The organism is Frankia sp. Hr75.2 (assembly GCF_949319125.1).
Taxonomy (GTDB): Bacteria; Actinomycetota; Actinomycetes; order Frankiales; family Frankiaceae; genus Parafrankia; species Parafrankia soli.
Map to the genome: position 1 here is coordinate 1 of NZ_CASGGV010000296.1, position 16,050 is coordinate 16,050.

At 74.0% G+C, this 16,050-nt stretch carries 12 protein-coding genes; 8 read left to right on the forward strand and 4 right to left on the reverse strand.

Annotated features, from left to right (window positions below):
* Positions 1-121 precede the first annotated feature (121 nt).
* The gene (gene hpf / locus AC559T_RS22895; RefSeq protein WP_112108514.1) at positions 122-895 is read right to left on the reverse strand and encodes a ribosome hibernation-promoting factor, HPF/YfiA family; all 774 of its coding nucleotides are present in this window, start codon (positions 893-895) and stop codon (positions 122-124) included.
* 553 nt (positions 896-1,448) lie between these two features.
* Entirely contained in the window at positions 1,449-2,351 is a 903-nt protein-coding gene (locus AC559T_RS22900; RefSeq protein WP_112108513.1) for a ComF family protein, read from the reverse strand.
* Positions 2,352-2,775: 424 nt separating this feature from the next.
* On the opposite strand from AC559T_RS22900, the gene AC559T_RS22905 reads away from it, so the two are divergent.
* The 5 genes from AC559T_RS22905 to AC559T_RS22925 all read left to right on the forward strand — a co-directional run bounded on the left by AC559T_RS22905 (position 2,776) and on the right by AC559T_RS22925 (position 8,592).
* The gene (locus tag AC559T_RS22905; RefSeq protein WP_498870080.1) at positions 2,776-3,951 is read left to right on the forward strand and encodes a DUF7847 domain-containing protein; all 1,176 of its coding nucleotides are present in this window, start codon (positions 2,776-2,778) and stop codon (positions 3,949-3,951) included.
* Positions 3,948-4,727, forward strand: coding sequence for a DUF4129 domain-containing protein (locus tag AC559T_RS22910; protein ID WP_498870081.1), 780 nt, complete (start codon positions 3,948-3,950; stop codon positions 4,725-4,727). Before AC559T_RS22905 ends, AC559T_RS22910 begins: the two co-directional genes overlap by 4 nt.
* 86 nt (positions 4,728-4,813) lie before the next feature.
* Positions 4,814-6,247: a DUF4350 domain-containing protein gene (locus AC559T_RS22915; protein ID WP_498870082.1), complete on the forward strand. Its 1,434-nt coding sequence runs from the start codon at positions 4,814-4,816 to the stop codon at positions 6,245-6,247.
* The gene (locus AC559T_RS22920) at positions 6,244-7,284 is read left to right on the forward strand and encodes an AAA family ATPase (protein WP_071064572.1); all 1,041 of its coding nucleotides are present in this window, start codon (positions 6,244-6,246) and stop codon (positions 7,282-7,284) included. Before AC559T_RS22915 ends, AC559T_RS22920 begins: the two co-directional genes overlap by 4 nt.
* Positions 7,285-7,293: 9 nt before the next feature.
* Positions 7,294-8,592, forward strand: a complete 1,299-nt coding sequence (locus tag AC559T_RS22925) for a DUF58 domain-containing protein (RefSeq protein ID WP_071064570.1) — start codon at positions 7,294-7,296, stop codon at positions 8,590-8,592.
* Here the strand turns inward: AC559T_RS22925 and AC559T_RS22930 are convergent.
* Entirely contained in the window at positions 8,564-9,661 is a 1,098-nt protein-coding gene (locus AC559T_RS22930) for a LysR family transcriptional regulator (RefSeq protein ID WP_498870083.1), read from the reverse strand. The genes AC559T_RS22925 and AC559T_RS22930 overlap by 29 nt on opposite strands.
* Before the next feature lie 171 nt (positions 9,662-9,832).
* Between AC559T_RS22930 and AC559T_RS22935 the strand changes: the two genes are divergently transcribed.
* The gene (locus tag AC559T_RS22935; RefSeq protein WP_498870084.1) at positions 9,833-10,417 is read left to right on the forward strand and encodes a hypothetical protein; all 585 of its coding nucleotides are present in this window, start codon (positions 9,833-9,835) and stop codon (positions 10,415-10,417) included.
* Positions 10,418-10,531: 114 nt separating this feature from the next.
* On the opposite strand, the gene AC559T_RS22940 is transcribed toward AC559T_RS22935, so the two are convergent.
* Positions 10,532-11,539, reverse strand: coding sequence for a stage II sporulation protein M (locus AC559T_RS22940; RefSeq protein ID WP_071064564.1), 1,008 nt, complete (start codon positions 11,537-11,539; stop codon positions 10,532-10,534).
* Positions 11,540-11,633: 94 nt separating this feature from the next.
* On the opposite strand from AC559T_RS22940, the gene AC559T_RS22945 reads away from it, so the two are divergent.
* Both AC559T_RS22945 and AC559T_RS22950 read left to right on the forward strand, forming a co-directional pair.
* Positions 11,634-12,818, forward strand: a complete 1,185-nt coding sequence (locus AC559T_RS22945) for an RDD family protein (RefSeq protein ID WP_498870085.1) — start codon at positions 11,634-11,636, stop codon at positions 12,816-12,818.
* Between the two features lie 600 nt (positions 12,819-13,418).
* Positions 13,419-15,875: a transglycosylase domain-containing protein gene (locus AC559T_RS22950; protein ID WP_498870086.1), complete on the forward strand. Its 2,457-nt coding sequence runs from the start codon at positions 13,419-13,421 to the stop codon at positions 15,873-15,875.
* The last annotated feature ends 175 nt before the right edge of the window (positions 15,876-16,050 follow it).

Below are 16,050 nucleotides of genomic sequence, written 5' to 3' on the forward strand. Positions count from 1 at the left end.
GGGGTGGGGCCCCGGGGGTGGCGCCCCGGGGGGCACAACCCGTGGAACGTGCCGTGTGCACCGATGCCGGGAGTCCGACACCCAAGGCAAATGGTCCCACGCCGGCAGGGGGGATCGACCGTCACACGGCGGAAATGACCGCCGCCGTTCGTTCCCGGGCGCCGATCATGCTGTCTCCGGCCGCTCCCTCGAGCCGGATGACGCCGTAGTCGTAGCCGCATCGGCGGTACACGACGCTGGGCAGGCCGCTAGCGGCATCGAGGAAAAGGTAGAAGTCGTGCCCCACGAGCTCCATGTTCGACAGGGCGTCGTCGAGCGTCATGGGCGCGGCCGCGTGGGTCTTCTCGCGTACCACCATCGGCGAGTAGTCGGAATCGTCGCCGTCGCCATCGTCGGCCGTCGACCAGCTCGGCCGCTTCGCGCGGGTCTCGGATCCGACGGCGGCGAGGCCCGCCGCGCCGTCCTCGGCGCCCGGAACCGGCGGGCCGGCGGTGTCCGTCTCCGGCTGGCGGCCGGTCGGGACGGCGGGGATGTCCGGGACGGCACCCGCCCAGCCGGGAACCGGGTGGTTCGCACCCGCGTGGTTGGCGTGGTGGCGGACCCGCCGGTCCGAAGCACGGCGCAGGCGCTCCGCCAGCTTGGCGGTAGCGCGGTCGAGCGCGGCGTAGGCGTCGGCCGCGGCGGCCTCCGCACGGATCACCGGGCCCCGCGAATACACGGTGAGCTCGACACGGTCGCAGGTGTCCGACAGCCGAGGGTTGTGTTCCTTGGAGAGTTCGACGTCGACCAGCATGACCTTGGAGTCGAGCCGCTCGAGCTTCGCGAGTTTGGCCTGGACATGCCTGCGGAACCGTTCCGGAACCGCGGTGTGCCTGCCCTTGACCACGATGTCCACGCGATCCACCTCCCGTTCACCTGGCCCGGCCGGCCGATCCGTGCGGGATCGACGCGACCGGCGAGTCGGTACCTCGGGCGGCCGTCGATGGCTGACCTCGGCGTGCCGAGGTCACCTCGTGTGCCGCCGTAGGTTGTCAACGTTCCTGGTGCAGTACCTGGTTGCAAATCAGCTGGTGCTGGCTTCTGGCGCTGCCGGACGGCTCCTTCCATGGGCGCGCCTCGCTGTCCGGTGACCACGGCATCGGCGGTGTTTCCACCGACCCGCCTCGCTCGGCTCCTTCCCCTCGCCGGTCGGGTCTATGCCGGAACGGCCCTACCAATATCGGGAGATTCCGGACCGGCATCCTGGGAGCGGCCGGCCGCGCCGTGAAGCCGGTCGGCGCGTTCCGAAGGCCCCGCCTCGCGCGCTCCTCGACCGGGCCGGCAGCCCCGGGACGGCGGCCCGGGACGGGGGGCCGTGCGCCGCATCCGTCGCGTCGCGACGGTGGGCCGCACGCCGACCTCGTCCAGGACGACGGCACCGCGCCGAGCAGTGACGGTCATTGCCGGCATCAGCTTGTCGCCGTCGGCTCCGGGGGCGGAGCGCTCGCGCCCAGTGTCCCCCTTCCACCGCCCGGACGGCGGGCAATCCCGAAGGATGGCGCGTCGCGCCCGTGCTGGAGCGGTGTGGCGGCCACCGCCGCGCCGGCCGCCGGCGCCCAGCCGCCCGCGCGCAGCGCGCGCACCGCCTCCCGGACAGTCGCACCGGTGGTGACGATGTCGTCCACGACGACCGTGATCTCCCAGGGACGCGGCGAAGGCACGCCGGTGCGCAGCGCGAACGCCCCCGAACGGTTGCGTGACCGTGCCGCCGCCCCGAGGCCGGCCTGGTCGGCTCCGGGCCGCGACACCCGTAGCGCCGCGCTAACCCGCGCCCGGAGCCCGCGGTGGGCGAGGGACCGGGCGGCGACCGCCGCGAGCCGGGCGACGTGGTCGACCCCTCGGCGCCGCCGCGCCGCGGCCGTCGTCGGGACCGGGACGAGAAGTACCGGTGGGGGCCGGCGACCGCCGGGCGCGGCCGCCACCAGCGCGGCCGCCACCGCCCGCGCGAGCGCCTGGCCCAGCACGGCAGCGAGGTCGACCCGCCCACGCTCCTTGTAGGAGAGCAGAAGGACCCGGGCGGCACCGGTGTACGAGGCCGCCGCGAAGGCTGGGGGCATCGCCGGCCGGAGCGCCGGCTGTAACGAGGGACCACGTGGCCGGCCGGGCCGCTGGGAGTGGCTGGCCGGATGGTGGCCTCGCCGCCCCGGGCTGGCCGTGGGACCCGGGGCGGCGAGAACTGGGGGACCCGCCAGGGCCGCCGCGCAACGCGCACAGGCGGCCTCGCCGGGCCGGCCGCAGCCCGCGCAGGCGCGCGGCAGCACGAGATCCGCGAGGATCGTCAGGGCCTCGGCGAGGTGGCGGAAGCGGGTCACCGGACGAGAATGACCGGTGATCGACCGGCTTCGCCATCGCCGGACCCGAGTTGTGGACAGACAGCACCGCACGCGGCGGCTGTGGACGACGCGGGCCGGACCCGGCCAGACCGGCACCCGGCACCCGGCACGGGGCACGGGGCACGGGGCACGGGGCCATGAACTGCCCGCTGCGCCGCACCGGCCACGCCGGCATCAGCGGCACCCGGCGCACATCGACGACGCCCGGCGCATCCGGACCGGCCCGTCTGCCAGACCTGCGCGTCCGCCCGGCACGGCGGTGGCCCGTCGCCGGGCCGGCGGCGGGCGATCGCCCCGCGTCGACAGGGCGCCCGGTCGGGAGGTGTCCGTACTCGGTCTGCAACGATGCGGTCGCCAGGAACGTTGGTCGACACGGGACGGCAACTAGTACAGGGAGACCACGATGACGGACGGAGCCGGTCAGACCCCTCCCGGCACGCCCGGACCGGAACAGCCCGGCTCGTGGGGTGCGCCCTCCCCGGGCCCGCAGCACCCACCCCCCGGTTCGTGGGATCAGCCACCACCCGGCCCCGGAGGCGGCGCGCCCGCGCCCGGCGAATGGCCTGCGCCCGGCGGCTGGCAGGCCCCCGGCAGCGACCCCGCCGCGGCGCCGGTCCCCGGGCAGGGCGCTCCCCCCGGCTACATCCCGAACAGCGGGTACGGGCCGGGCGGGTACGGGCCGCACGGCGGCTACGGCCAGCAGCCCGGCCCGGCCCGGGGCTACGGCGCGTGGGGCCCGAACGGGTGGGGCGGTCCGCCGATCGCACCCAAGCCCGGTGTGATCCCGCTGCGCCCGCTGGCGGTCGGCGAGATCCTCGACGGGACCTTCGCGACGATCCGGTCGAACCCCGGCGCCACCCTCGGCCTCACCCTCGGCGCCACCGCCGTGGTCGAGACGATCAGCACGGTCGCCGCGATCGCCGCCGAGGAGATGTCCAATACGGCGGCAACGGTACTGACGCTGCTGCTCTTCGGCCTGAACGCGGCGCTCGGGATCTTCCTCTCCGGGGTGCTCGCGGTGGTGGTGAGCGAGGCGACGCTCGGCGGGCGGATCACCGCGGGCGACGCCGTCCGCCGGGTCACCCCCCGGCTGGGCGGTCTGCTGATGCTGACCCTGGCGGTCACGCTGTTGAGCGCGCTCGGCCTGGTCGCGCTGATCGTGGGGGCGGTCGTGGTCGCCGTCTACCTGAGTCTGGCCACACCGGCCTACGTGCTCGAGGCGCAGTCGACCGGCGACGCGCTTCGGCGCTCGTGGCGGCTGGTCAAGGGATCGTGGTGGCGGACGCTCGGCGTTCTCCTCCTCTCCGCAGCGGTCGGCGGGGTCCTGATGTTGATCTTCGCGATCCCGACCAGCGTGATCCTCATGTCGTCCGAGCAGACGTTCGGCAGCCTGGTCGAGGGAGACCTGACCGTGGCCGGGCACATCGTCAACGCGATCGGCAGCCTGCTCGCCACGACGGTCGCGACTCCGGTGATCTCCGGGGCCGTCGTCCTCCTCTACATCGATCGGCGCATCCGCCGTGAGGGGCTGGACGTCACCCTCACCGAGGCGGCCCGCCAGCGCGCGGCCACTCCGTGATCACCGGCCACCTGTCCGCCCCCTTCCTGCCCTCGTTCCTCCCCTCCCTCGTCGCTCCGGCCGTCGCCCCGGCGGCGGCCGGCGGCCCGCTCGGGGGGCCGGTGACGCGCGAGGGGGCGCAGGACGAGGCTCGGCGCGAACTGTCCAAGAGCGTCTACCAGGACGCCCAGCCCGACTGGTTCACCCGGGCCATCACCTGGATCAACGACCGCCTCGCCGATCTGTGGAACTGGCTGACCCCGGACACCGATGCCGGCGTGGGCGGTTTCAACGGACTCGGTGTCCTCGCCGTGGTCCTCGTGCTCGTCGCGCTCGCCGTTGTGATCCGGCTGTGGCTGGGCCCCGTCCGGCGGACCGCGCGGGACCAGGCGGAGGAGACCGACCTGTCCAGTCCCCTCACCGCCGACCAGCTCCGCGTGCTGGCCCGGGACCAGGCCGGCCAGGGCGCGTACGCCGAGGCGGTGCGGTCCCGGCTGCGGGCGATCGTGCGGATGCTGGAGGAGCGTGGAGTGCTGGACCCGAGACCTGGACGCACGGCCGGCGAGCTCGTCGACGCCGTCCGCGCGGCCATCGACCGCGACAGCGATGCGATCGGTGCGCTGGTCGCGGCCGTCGAGGTGTTCAGCGAGATCTGGTACGGCGGTGGGCCGGCCACCGAGCGGGCCTACGAGGTTCTGGTGCGGGCGGACGAGCAGCTCACGGGCGTGCGACGCCGCCCGGGCCATGGCCGGTCCGACGACCGGTCCGACGACGGATCCCGCCCGGTCCCGGCATGACCGCTCCGCCGACTGACCGCCCGCGCCCGGCGACACCGGCCTCCGGGCCCTTCGGCACTCCAGCGGGACCGCGCCCGGGCGCAGGCGTGGGCCGAGGCGGGGGTGGCTCGACCCACGTCCGCAGCGGTCCCCGGCCGCCGGCGGTCCGGCGCGCGGTGCGGCTCGGCGCCGTCCTCGGCGCACTGGTGATCGCGTACGCGGTGATCACCGCTGTGGTCAGCCGCCCGGCCGGCCACGGCTACCTGGACATCACCTCCGCGGACGGATACGGCACCCGGGCGGTCGCGGAGATCCTGCGCGCCCGCGGGGTGACGGTGACGGCCGGCGAGCAGGTGCCGACGGCAGCCCCGGCACCCGGCCCCGCGGGGACGTCCGCAGGGCGGACGGTGGTCGTCACCAACCCCGACCTGCTGTCCCAGGCCGAGCTCGACGCGCTGGTGACCAGCACCCGCGCCGGCTCGGACGTCGTTCTCGTCGCCCCGGATCCCAGCGTGGTGGTCGCGCTGGGCCTGCCGGTCACGACCGGGCAGCCGGGCGTAGGTGACTACGGTGACGAATCCCCCCCGGGGTGCACGCTCCCCGAGGCAGGCGCGGCCGGGTCGACCACGGTCGGCGACTCGGTGACGTTCGCCCGCACCAACGGCCAGGACGGCCAGGACAGTCAGGACGGCCAGGGCACCCCGGGCGGCCGGAGCGGCGCCACCCGCGTCGAGCTCTGCTACGGCGACCCCGGCGCGGCCCGGCTGGCGGTGCTCACCCCCACCCGGTCGGACGTCGGCAGCGGGCCGACCGGGCGCCTGGTGCTCCTGGGCGGCGGCGGCTTCCTCACCAACGAACGCCTGGACGAGACCGGGAACGCGGCGCTGGCCCTCGGGCTGCTCGCCCGCACCCCCCGGCTGGAGTGGGTGACCCCGGTCGTCGCGGCCGAGGACGCCGTGGGCACGAAAGGCCTGTCGGAGCTGCTCCCCGACGGTTTCTGGTTCGGCTCCCTGCAGCTCCTGCTCGTCCTGGTGTTCCTCGCCCTGTGGCAGGGACGGCGGCTCGGGCCACCGATCGAGGAGCCGCTGCCCGTCGTGGTGCGCTCCACCGAGACCGTCGAGGGCCGGGGCCGGCTCTACGCCGCGGCGCACGCCCGCGAACGGGCCGCCGCGGCGCTGCGGGCGGGGCTGCGGGCCCGGCTCGCCGACCGGCTCGGCATCGATACCGCCGCGGCCGGCTCGCCGTGGCACACCCGTGGCCCGGATCCGACCGTCCTCGTGGCCTCCGTCGCCGAACAGACCGGACGGTCACCCATGGAGATCGGGCCACTCCTGTACGGTTCGGACATGGCGCCCACGGGCTATTCCCAACCACCCTGGCCGGCCCACCAGGGCCCGCCCGCCTCATGGGCATCACCGATCCCGCCGAGCCCGGTCGACATCCAGGCTGCCAGGACGAGGCGGGATGCCGAGGGTGACGTCGCGCTCGTCCGGCTGGCCCGCGCACTGCACGAACTCGATCGACAGGTGGGCAGAAGGTGACATCCCCGAACCTCGGCGCTCCCCCGCCCGGATCGGAGACGCTGCGCAAGCCGCTGGCCGCTCCGCAGGCGCCTCCCCCCGCCGACGCCGAGGCCGCCCGCCGGGCGCTGGTGACGCTGCGCGACGAGGTCGCGAAGGCCGTCGTGGGCCAGGACGCCGCCGTCAGCGGCCTCGTCGTGGCGCTGCTGTGCCGCGGCCACGCGCTGCTCGAAGGCGTCCCCGGGGTCGCGAAGACCCTGCTCGTACGAACGCTGGCGGCCGCGTTGTCGCTCGACACCAAGCGGCTGCAGTTCACCCCGGACCTGATGCCGGGTGACGTCACGGGTTCGCTCGTCTACGACAGCCGGACCAGCGAGTTCACGTTCCGTGAGGGGCCGGTCTTCACCAACCTGCTGCTCGCGGACGAGATCAATCGGACGCCACCGAAGACCCAGGCGGCGCTGCTCGAGGTCATGGAGGAACGACAGGTCACCGTCGAGGGCGTGCCACGCCCGCTCCCGGCGCCCTTCGCCGTCCTGGCGACCCAGAACCCCATCGAACACGAGGGGACCTACCCCCTTCCCGAGGCGCAGCTGGACCGTTTCCTGATCAAGGTGACGCTGCCGCTGCCGCCCCGCGACGACGAGGTGCGGATCCTCGCCCACCATGCCGGCGGGTTCGACCCGGGCAACCTGGCCGCCGCCGGGGTGTCGCCGGTGGCCGGCCCGGCCGATCTGGCGGCCGCGCGGGCAGCCGTGTCCCGGGTGCAGATCCACCCCGAGGTGCTCGCGTACATCGTGGACCTGGCGCGGGCCACCCGGGCGGCTCCGTCGGTGCAGCTCGGGGTGTCGCCGCGCGGGGCGACCGCGCTGCTGGCGACCACCCGCGCGTGGGCCTGGCTGTCCGGGCGCACATACGCCACGCCGGACGACGTCAAGGCGCTGGCCCGGGCGACCCTGCGCCACCGGATCAGCCTGCGGCCGGAGGCCGAGCAGGACGGCGTCACCGCCGACACCGTGCTCGACCAGGTGCTCGCCGTCGTGCCCGTCCCCCGGTAACGGGCAGCTGTGGCGATCACCGGCCGCGCCGTGGCGCTGGTCGCGCTCGGCATCGTCGTGGTGGTTCTCTCCCCGGCGCCGGGCGCGACCTTCGTGCTGGTGAACCTGCTGGTCGTCGCGCTGATCTGCGTCGACGTGTGGCTGGCGGGGCAGGTGCGCGCGTGCACGTTCGCCCGCTCCGGGCCGACCGCGGCCCGGCTGGGTCAGCCGGTTCCGCTCGTGCTGACCGTCGCCAACAACGGAACCCGCACCGTGCGGGCCCGCATCCGCGACGGCTGGCCGCCGTCCGCCGGCGCCCGACCGCGGGTGCACCGGGTGACGGTGCCGGCGGGCGAGCGCCGGTTCCTGGAGACCACGCTGAACCCGACCCGGCGCGGTGACCGGATGCCCGTCCGCATCACCGTGCGCTCGCTGGGCCCGCTGGGCCTGGCCGGGCGGCAGGGCCGGCACCACTGCCCGTGGCGGGTGCGGGTGCTGCCGCCGTTCTCGTCCCGCCGGCACCTGCCGGCCGCGCTGGCCCGGTTGCGCGAGGTGGAGGGCGAGGTCGCGATCCGCGGCGGCGGCGCCGGCTCGGAGTTCGACAGCCTGCGGGAGTACGTCGTCGGCGACGACGTGCGGACGATCGACTGGCGGGCCACCGCCCGCCACCACGGCTCGGTGGTCGTCCGCACCTTCCGGCCCGAACGGGACCGCCGGGTCATCTGCGTCCTCGACACCGGCCGGACGTCAGCCGGCCGGGTCGGCGACGTCCCCCGGCTGGACCATGCGTTGGACGCCGCACTGCTGCTCACCGCCGTCGCCCTGCGGGCCGGGGACCGGGTCGGGCTGGTCGCCCACGACAGCACCAGCCGGATCTCCCTGCCGACCTCACGGGACAACGGCCTGCTGGCCCGGATGAGCGATGCGATGGCCACCCTGGAACCGGCCCTCGTCGAGGCCGACCACGCCGGGATGGCCTCGGCGGTGCTGCGCAACGCCTCCCGGCGTGCCCTCGTCGTCATCTTCACCGAGCTTGTCCCGGCGGTGATCGAGGACGGCCTGCTGCCGGCGCTGCCCACGCTGACCTCCCGGCACACGGTGCTCGTGGCCGCGTTGCGCGACCCCCGGCTTGACGAGCTCACAGCCGGGCACGGCGACGTCCACCAGGTGTACGCGGCGGCGGCGGCGGAGCAGACGCTGCTGCGGCGGCGCGAGCTGACCGAGGCGCTGCGCCGCCGCGGCGTCGAGGTGGTGGACGTGGCACCGGCGCACTACGCGGCGCTGGTCACCGACACCTACCTCACGCTGAAGGCCCGCGGGCGCCTGTGACCGCGGCCCGCGCGGCGGCCCCCCGCGCGAGATCCGGGGTGCCCGGACGCTCCCGGGGCTCCGCGGCGGCGTCCAGGCCCGTCTCGCGCACGACGGCACGCAGCTCCCGGACGACGCGCAGCGCCCGCTCCCCCGGATCGACGCGCGTGGTCGCGTAGACCTCCTGGGTCAGGTCGACGCCGTCGCGGCGGACCGGGACCCAGCGGAACGAGCCCGCCCGCGTGCCCGCGAACGAGCTGCCGCTCTTGAACGGCAACGCGATGTCGGACGGGACGACGACGGTGCCGTGACCGTCCTGGCCGAACGCGACGAGCACCTTGGTGCCATACGCCTCGTGCGCGACCCGGGCCGCGATCCCCGGATCGTCCGCAATGTGCTCGGCGATCTCCCGCTCGAGCATCTGACGGGAGCGTGCGGGCAACGGCGGCACCAGCAGCCGGCGCCGGACCAGATCCCGAAGCTCGATGCCGTGCTCGGCCTCGTTTTCGGCCTCGACCTCGACCTCGGCGGAGTCGATCATCGCCTCGAGCCGGGATGTGTAGAGCCGGTGCCGGTCGAGGGCGGGCGGATCGCCCACCCGCCTGGGTGGCGGGCCGATGACGAGGTCCGTCGCGCCGTGCAGGAGCGACCCGATGACGTTCTCCTCGAACACGACCATCGACCGGTCCTGCTCGCCCAGCACGTTGGTGGTGCACTCGATGTGGTCATCCGACCGGCCGTCACGCCCGCCGGCGTCACCGCCGGGACGTTCGTCGGCGACCGTCACGCGCAGCCGGCGCATCACCGCGGAGACCAGGTGCGCGTGCTGCGGGAGGAACGTGATGCGCAGCGTCGACGAGCCGGCGTCCGACAACGCGCCCCAGCGGTCCATCATCTCCCGCGCCTGGCGGTACACCTCCGTCCCGAACACCGAAAGGCCACGCCGGTCCTGGGCGAAGAGGCTGCGGCCGGCGAAGGCCGACTGGAGCAGGTCGAGGTTCTGCCGGACGGCGTTCGGGGTCTGGCGGAGCTCGTCCGCGGCCCGGCTGACCGAGCAGTCGAGCTCCGCGACCGAGACGAAGACCCGCAACCTGGCAAGGGTGATCCGGGGGTCGGGACCGCGTCCGCGCTCGTGCTGAGGCACAAGCTGAGCTTGGCACAGCTCAGAAGATTTTGTGTGCCTCAGAGCAGTGCAAGTTCTGTGGGTACGGAAATAAAGCTGCTCTTGCTCACGGTCGAGGACGGCCGGCACGATAGGCGGGTGGACATCCTTGATCCGGATCTTGCGGCACGCATCGGCGCGCTCGGCGCCGCGGATGCCGACGGCGTAGGGCGCGAGGCGTGCGCGCTGTTCGCCGCCGGATACGGGCGGCGCGACGCGCGCGACCTCGCCCGAGCCCTGCACTGGCTGCTGCGCGGCAATCCACTGGTCTGCTCCAGCACCCAGATCATGCACGCTCTCGCGAACGGTGCGGGCAGCGCGCGATCCGGCGCGATGATCCCCAGCCCGACGCTTCCGGACGAGCCGCCCGCCGCCGGCACGCTCCCGGCTCGGGCGCCCGCCGCCCCGCCACGCGGCGCGGTGCCCTCGCTCGCCGGTCTCGCCGGGCTCCCCGCGCTTTCGGACGCCCAGTGCGCCGCGCTCGCCGTCGCCCTCGATCTCAACCACGGCCTGGACCAGGGCACGGCCCGCGCGGACGGGTCCCTGCCGCCCCACGGCGCGACCGCGGACCTCATCAAGCTGCTGGCCCTCGGCCGCCGGCTGGCGCTGGCGCTGGCGCTGCTCCGCCGTCCGGACTATTTCCTCTCCGAGATGTACCGGGGCGAGGAACTCCTGATCGGCTAGGACGGCCGACCGAACCGGCGGCCGACCCGAGCCCGAGCTGGACGGCCGCCGCCGCGCGGCGTCACAGCGCCAGGGCGTCTGGGGCGTCACTACGCTCACGACGTCACGGCGGCACTAAGCCACGGGCACGAGATCCGCGGCCAGGGACTCTTCGAGATCGCCCCGTTCTCCGGCGGCGACCGCGCGACTCCCGTAGATCCACACGTAGGCGACGAAACCCGCCCAGGCCAGCGCACCGATCCCGATCCGGATCGCGGTGGGCAGGGACGACGGTGTCACGAACGCCTCGATGACCCCGGAGATGGCGAGCACGACCGCCATCCCCAGGACAATCCCGATCGCGGCCCTCCCCTCGGCCGCCAGCGCCTCCACCCGGCGCCGAGGCCCCGGGGCGATGATCGACCATCCCAGCCGCAGGCCGACCGCGCCGGCCACGAAGACCACGGTGAGCTCCAGCATCCCGTGCGGCAGGATGAGGGAGAAGAACTGCCCGCCCTCCCCGCAGCTGCCCATGTAGCCGCCGACGATGCCCAGGTTCACCGAGTTCAGCAGCAGGACGAGAAGCGTCGGGATGCCGAACAGGACACCGAAGGCCACCGCCTGTGCCGCCACCCAGGCGTTGTTGGTCCAGACCTGGCTGGCGAACGACGAGGCCGGGTTCTCGGTGTAGTAGCTGGCGAAATCCGACCGGCACAGGTCGGCCACCTCGTCGGGCGGGACGAGGTTCGCCCGGGCGTCCCCATTGTTCATGATCCAGAGCGCGAACGCGAGCGCGACCAGCAGCGACATCACCGTGGTCGCGATCACCCAGTAACGGCGCACGTAGACCGCGGCGGGGAACGTGACGGCGAAGAACCTGCCCACGACATGCCAGCCCTGGTCCGGCGCACCGACGACCGCGGCCCGGCCCCGGGTGACCAGACTCGCCAGATCGTCGACCAGGTTGGGGTCGTGGGACCGGCCGCGGATCACCGACAGGTGGGTGGCGGCGCGCTGGTACAGCTCGACCATCTCGTCGAGCTCGTCGGCGGACATCCGCCGCGGCCGGCCGGCCCGGTCGACCAGCTGGCCCAGCCGAATCCATTCCGGACGGTGGACGGCGACGTACGCATCGAGGTCCATGGGAGGCTTACTCTTCCAGACCGGTCCGCGCCCCGCGCGTGCCGGGCATGATCGGTCGTGACCGGAACGGCTGCAGGCGCGCGGGGAGCGGCGGATGAACCAGGTGGTCACGGGTGAGGCCGTCGCCATCGACCTGCGGGTCGCCCGGCTGGGCTCCCGCATGATCGCCGGGCTCATCGACCTCGCCATCCAGAGCTACGCCCTGTACACGATCGCCATCGCGGGCTTCCTCGTGGTCCAGCCGGGCGACGAGGCCCTGACGGCCGCCCTCTTCCTCGTCATCTATGTGGGTGTCGTCCTCGGGTATCCCGTCGCGTGCGAGACCTTCATGCGGGGCCGCACGGTCGGGAAGATGGTGCTGGGCCTGCGGGTCGTCCGTGACGACGGTGGTCCGATCCGCTTCCGGCACGCGCTCACCAGGGGGCTGATCGGCACGGTCGCCGAGCGGCCAGGGCTGTTGCTCGGCCTGCCCGCCGTGATCTGCATGCTCTGCTCGAGCCGCTCCAAGCGCCTCGGTGACGTCTTCGCCGGCACCGTCGTCCTGCAGGCGAACGTGCCGCGTACCATCGGCGCGCTCCCGACCGTCCCGCCGCCGCTGGTCGGCTGGGTCAGCACCCTCGACCTGACCGGTGTGGACGACGAGCTCGCCGTGCGCGCCCGCCGCTTCCTGGCCCGGACACACGAGCTCTCGGACGATTCCCGGGAGCGGATCGGCGGTGCCCTGCTGTACGAGATCCGCGCGGCGGTAGCACCGCAACCCCCTTCGGACGCGCCCGGCTGGGCCGTCGTGTCCGCCGTGCTCGCCGAACGAACTCGCCGCGCGTACGTACGGCTGACGGCAGGCCGCCAGCCCCATGCCGGGGTCACGGGATATCCACCCGGCGGACCGGCGGGCTGGTCCCCCGGCGGTCCGAATCCAGGACCGGCGGAATACCCGCCCTTCCACGCCGTGCCCTACCCGAGCGCCCCGTTCCCGGCGGCGCAGCACCCAGGCGCGCCGTTCCCAGCGCAGCACCCAGACGCACCGTTCCCGGCGGCGCAGCACTCAGGCAGCGCCCCGTTCCCAGCGGCGGCCTACCCGGGTTCCCCGTTCCCGGCGACGCGACACCCAGGCGCATCTTTCCCAGCCGCGCACTACCCGGGCGCGCCGGGAGCACAGGTCCCTGCCGGGCCCCAGCCGGACGCGGCGTCCCCGACCGCGCCCTACCCGGAGGCACCCGTCCCAGCTACTCCCCAGCCCCCCAACACCCCACCGCCACCCCCCACACACCCTCGGTGACGCGAACGAGGCCGCGGCCCGGGCTGCGGCTGAGTGCGGCGGCTCGCTGAACTGGGGCGGGGCGCTGAAGTGTGACGGCTCAATGAGTCCCTGGACCCCGTCAGCCGCCACGCATCCAGCCCATCCCACTTTGGTGCCAACTCGGGCAGCTCGAGCCAGGGAGGAGGCGGATGGGCCAGGCCGGCCGAGCGTTCCGGGAACTCGGTGGGGCGGACGGGTGACACCGGTGGGCGCGCAGGGTGACCGGGGTGGGTGAGCGCAGCGGCGGTGTGGGGCAGCGCGGGCCGGATGGGCGCGGCCCCACTCGCTCGTCTAGCGTTCCTGGGAGTGGGATCCACCGGGGTGGACCGTGACGAACCGGATCCGTACCCCTGGGCCGCGTGGCGGTGCGCATCCGATGACCTTCTCGGGTCGGATGAGCGACCTTGCGCGGCGTCACGCATGCTTGACGGGTCCGGCAGGGCAGGGCTCCGGCACGCACAGCCGGGCCCGCGAGGGTTGGGGGTGACAGCGACGGTACAGGGACAGGAGTCGGCATCCCCGGTCCGCGGTGACGCCGCGTCCGGTCGGGCCGGACGCAAAAGAGGCCCGCAGGTCCGTATGGCGGGCAGGCCGCGGGGAGGCATCACCCATCCGGACGAGACGGGTGGTCCCGCCGGCGAGACGAGTGGGCCCGCCCGGCGGTCCCGCGGTGGGCCTGACGGGCCCGGGCGGCTCGGGAGGTCGGTGCCGCGTCCTTCGGGAAGCCGTTCACGCGGCACGTCGGCGCCGCTCGGCAGCGCCGACGACCTGCCGTTCGGGCCACCGACCGGCGGAATCCGCCGTCCGGTCGACCGGCGGCGGCACCTCACCCGGATGGGGCTCGTCGCCACCGCCATGGGTGTCGCGGTCGGGCTCATGGCGCTGCCGTTCCTGAGCGCCGCGGGGCTGTTCGCGAAGGCGTCCGCCGACCACTTCCTCGAGCTTCCCTCGGACCTCGTGACCCCGCCGCTGCCACAGAGATCCACGATCCTGGCAGCGGACGGATCCGTGATCGCCACGCTGACCGGGGCGGAGGACCGGCGGGTCGTCACCGGCGACGAGATCCCGAAGATCATGCGCGAGGCGATCGTCGCGATCGAGGACGCCCGCTTCTACTCCCACAACGGCGTCGACCCCCAGGGGGTGTTGCGGGCCGCGGCCCGCAACAGCGAGGCCGGCTCCACCACCCAGGGCGGCTCCACGCTGACCCAGCAGTACGTGAAGAACGTGCTGCTTCAGGACGCCACCACGCCCGAGGAGCGTGACGCGGTCGCCGGCGACTCGCTGGACCGCAAGCTGCGCGAGCTGCGCTACGCCGTCGCGATCGAGCAGCGGTTCAGCAAGGACGAGATCCTCACCCGGTACCTGAACATCGCCTACTTCGGCGACGGCGCGTACGGCGTGGGGACGGCGGCCGAGCACTACTTCGGCATTCCGATCTCCGAGGTCAGCCTCGAGCAGGCCGCCCTGCTCGCCGGGCTCGTCCAGAGCCCGTCGCGCTACGACCCGGTGAACCACCCGCAGGCCGCGCTCGAGCGCCGGAACATGGTGCTCACCCGGATGGCCGACGAGAACTACGTCAGCCGCACCCAGGCGGACGCCGCCCGGCAGATGCCGATCGACGTCATCACCGACCAGCCGACCACGCAGGACTCCTGCGAGATGTCGAGCGCGCCGTTCTTCTGCGACTACATCCGGACCCAGCTGAGCGCCAACCCCGCGCTGGGCGCCACCAAGGAGGAGCGTGACCGGCGGATCCACGAGGGTGGCCTCGTCATCAGGACCACGCTGAACCCGCAGGTGCAGCAGGCGGCACAGATGGCCGTCAACTCGATCATCCCGCCGGACAACCGGGTGGCCGCGACCGAGGTCGTCATCCAGCCGGGCACCGGCGCGATCCTCGGGATGGCGGTCAACCGCGTCTTCGGGACCAACGAGGCGGCGAACCAGACGAAGCTCGAGCTGCCGACCCGACCGCTCCAGCCCGGGTCGACCTTCAAGACGTTCACCGTGGCGGCCGCGCTCGAACAGGGGTACGGCGTGGGGACGGCTTGGCACTCCCCCGCCTGCTACTCGACCCCCGCGTTCCCGCTCGACCGCGGCGAGGGCGACTGTCCCAAGGGCTTCCAGAACGCCGACCCCGCCGAAGTCGGCGTCTACCGGATGGACGACGCGACCTGGGACTCGGTCAACACCTACTTCATCCAGCTCGAGGAGGAGATCGGGGTACCGGCGGTCGTCGAGATGGCGACCCGGCTCGGTGTCTCCCCCGACAACCTCAAGGACATCCCGCCGACCGAGGGTGACGTGACCATCGGCGGCGAGCCCGTCAGTCCGATGGACATGGCGCTCGCCTACTCCACGCTGGCCTCCGGCGGCATCCGGTGCGAGGCCCGCTTCGCCACCTCGGTGGTGGACTCCAGCGGACAGCAGATCGACGTGGGCAACACACCGAAGTGCGAGCGGGTGCTGTCCCAGGGCGTCGCGGACACCACGACGAGCATCCTGGCCGGTGTGCTCACCAAGGGGACCGGCGGGAACGCCCGGTTCGACCACCCCGCGGCGGGCAAGACCGGCACCAACGACGGCTTCTCCAGCGCCTGGTTCGTCGGCTACACCCCGCAGATCGCGGCGGCGGTGGCGGTCGCCGACCCGAACGGCCCCGCGCACCCCCTGCGCAACGTCGTCGTGAACGGCCGCCCCTGGCCCCGTGTGTTCGGCGGCGACCTGCCGGCGATGATCTGGGGCGCCTCGATGCGGGGCGCGCTGGCCGGGCAGCCCGTGCAGGCCCTGCCCGGCGCGGACCCGGCCGTGGCCCGGGGAACCAAGGGCGGCCGGATGATGAACACCGCGCCACCCGCGCCGACCCCGACGCTGCCGAGCCTGGAAGATCTGCTGCCGGGCGCGGGCACCGGCCAGACCCCGGGGCTGCCGGGGTTCGGGCAGGGCGGCGGTGGTCAGGGGCAGGTCGTCGTGCCGCAGACCAACCAGGGCGCCGGCCAGGGCCAACCCAGCCGCAACAACCAGGGCCGCTAGGCGTCCCACGGCCCGGGACCCGAGCGGAATCCCGCCGACAGGTCCCGGGCCGGGTGACCCCCAGGTGGCCCGTCCGGGAAAACCGGTGGCGGCGGGCGGGCCGGACCGGGACAGTGGACCCACTGGCGGCGTTGGCTGGGCGCTGGCGGGTTTCGGCCGGCACTGGCGTAACCCG

What these genes read in the sequence shown, in the direction of transcription:
- AC559T_RS22940 (WP_071064564.1), bottom strand. Translation starts at nt 11,539, where the DNA reads ATGGACCTCGATGCGTACGTCGCCGTCCACCGTCCGGAATGGATTCGG.
- AC559T_RS22945 (WP_498870085.1), top strand. Translation starts at nt 11,634, where the DNA reads ATGAACCAGGTGGTCACGGGTGAGGCCGTCGCCATCGACCTGCGGGTC.
- AC559T_RS22905 (WP_498870080.1), top strand. Translation starts at nt 2,776, where the DNA reads ATGACGGACGGAGCCGGTCAGACCCCTCCCGGCACGCCCGGACCGGAA.
- AC559T_RS22950 (WP_498870086.1), top strand. Translation starts at nt 13,419, where the DNA reads ATGGCGGGCAGGCCGCGGGGAGGCATCACCCATCCGGACGAGACGGGT.